This is a genomic window from Actinoplanes sp. NPDC051633, from assembly GCF_040681735.1.
Taxonomy (GTDB): Bacteria; Actinomycetota; Actinomycetes; order Mycobacteriales; family Micromonosporaceae; genus Actinoplanes.
In genome coordinates this window covers 1-2,307 of sequence record NZ_JBFAZH010001202.1, presented here as the reverse complement: position 1 = coordinate 2,307, position 2,307 = coordinate 1, and the positions used below count along the sequence as shown (strand labels likewise).

The 2,307-nt window shown below is 72.2% G+C and carries 1 protein-coding gene; it reads left to right on the top strand.

Features of this window, described 5'->3' with window-relative positions:
- A partial coding sequence (locus AB0M20_RS39010) for a LamG-like jellyroll fold domain-containing protein (protein WP_364306035.1) occupies nucleotides 1–2,307 on the top strand: 2,307 nt, incomplete at both ends.

Below are 2,307 nucleotides of genomic sequence, written 5' to 3'. Positions count from 1 at the left end.
GTCCGCGACGGCGGCGGCTGGACCGACCCGGACACCAGGCTGAGCAAGCGACCGGACGGGTCCGTCGCGCCGGCCGCGGTGGTCAAGCCACTGGTGTTCTCCGGTGGCGGATCGAAGGCGCCACTCGCGCGGCTGTCGGTGGGCGATCGATCGATCGAGCTGCGCTGGCCGAAGGCGCTGCCCGCACCCAGGCTGTCCGGCGGCACCGCCACCTACCCCGAGGTGCTGAGCGGGGTGGATCTCGAGCTCACCGCGCAGCTCGATGGGTTCTCCTCGGTGCTGGTCGTCAAGAACCGGGCGGCGGCCGCCGATCCCGGGCTCTCGGCCGTCGACTTCGGGCTGACGGCCCGTGGGCTGACCGTGACGAAGGAGCCGGACGGAACCATGGCCGCCCGCGACGAGGCAGGCGCGGTGGTTTTCGCCTCGACCAGGGTGGAGATGACCGACGCCGGTCGCGCGTCCGGCGTCGGTGACGTCACGGTGTCGGGTGGTCGTCTCACCGTCGTACCCGATCAGGATCTGTTGCGGAACCCGGACGTGAAGTTCCCGGTGCGGATCGACCCGAACTGGGCCGCCCCGGGCAACGCGTGGACGAAGGTGTTCAGCGGCCACCCGGGGGACGCCTACTGGTTCGGCGGCCTGGACGGGCCGGAGGGCAAGGTGGGCAACTGCGGGTGGACCGGCTGCGCGGGCATCGGGGTCGCCCGCACCTACTTCCAGTTCGACACCAGCGCGCTGGCCGGGGCCAACGTGCTCGGCGCCGAGTTCAACGTGCGGCAGATGTGGTCGCCGGACTGTACGCCGCGGCCCACCCGTCTCTACAGCAGCGGCGCGATCGGCCCGGGCACCACCTGGGCGGCTCAGCCCGGCGTGCGGCACATCGCGACCGTCAACTCGGCGTTCGGCTACAGCGCCTCCTGCCCGGCCAACTGGGTGGGCTTCGGGGTGCCGGCGAATGCGATCGGTGCCGGCGGGCTGACCGCCTTCATGCTCGGCGCCGACAACGAGGCGGACAAGTACCAGTGGAAGAGGTTCAACACGCTCGGCCAGGGCGACCTGTCACCATCCCTGATCGTCACCTACAACTGGCCGCCGGCGGTGCCCGCGAGCCTGTGGGCCCAGGGTGGGCAGGGTCCGAGCCTGGGCTGCCCGCACGAGGCCGACCGGGCGTACGCCTACACCGGCGCCATGACGCTGAACGCCACCCTCTCCGATCGCGACGGGCAGAACGTGGCCGCCCGGTTCGAGTGGTGGCGCTACGGCGGAACCGGCCCGGTGGGCAGCGTGCAGACGGCCGCCCAGGCACCGGGCACAGCACACCGGGTCACCATCCCGGCCGGCGTGTTCGGCGACGGCAGCCGGATATCGTGGCGCGTTCAGGCCTGGGACGGCATCGCCTGGAGCCCGTTCTCGCTGTTCTGTCAGGTCACCGTCGACTCGTCCGCGCCACGCCGCCCCACGGTGCGCTCCGTCGACTTCCCGGAGAACGGGTTCGGCGGCTGGGCCGGCAAGACCGGCGTCTTCCAGATCGAGGCCGCTGCGGGCGACACCGACGTGCTGGGCTACCAGTGGAGCCTCGACTTCGCTGACTTCCCACCGGTCGACGTCAACGCACCCACCTTCGTCCCCGCCCACGAGGGCCGCGCCGGCATCTGGGCGACGCCGACGACCGCCGGACCTCACGACCTCTACGTCCGGGCGGTGGACCGGGCGCTCAACTTGTCCGAGCCGTACCGGACACCGGGCAGCGACGGCACCATCCCGCCCGGCGGCGGATACCACTTCCTGGTGGGCACCGCCGTGCCCGGACCGACCGGACACTGGCCGCTCGACGGCAACGTGCACGCCGCGCCGCGCTCGGCGGCGCCGGATGCCTCGCCGCGCAACCATCCCGCCACGGTCTCCGGCGTGCTGCCGGGGACCGCCGCGGGCTGGACCTTCGGCCGTCAGCGGGAGGCATTGCGGCTCACCGGCGCCGCGGGCGGCTACGCCAGTACCAGCGGATCGGTGGTCAACACCGGCTACACCTTCAGCGTCTCGGCCTGGGTGATGCTGGACAGCGCCGGCACGGCCACGCACACCGCGGTGTCGCAGGACGGTGGCGACAGCTCCGGCTTCTTCCTCGGCTACGCCGGCGACACCAAACGGTTCGCCTTCCGCATGCTGCCGCGCGACGACGGCCAGGCGCCGATGACCCGGGCGAGCTCGGACAGCGAACCGCTGCCCGGTGTCTGGTATCACCTCACCGGCGTCTTCGACTCGTCGACCAAGGCGCTGAGCCTCTACGTCAACGGGTCGCTGCACGGC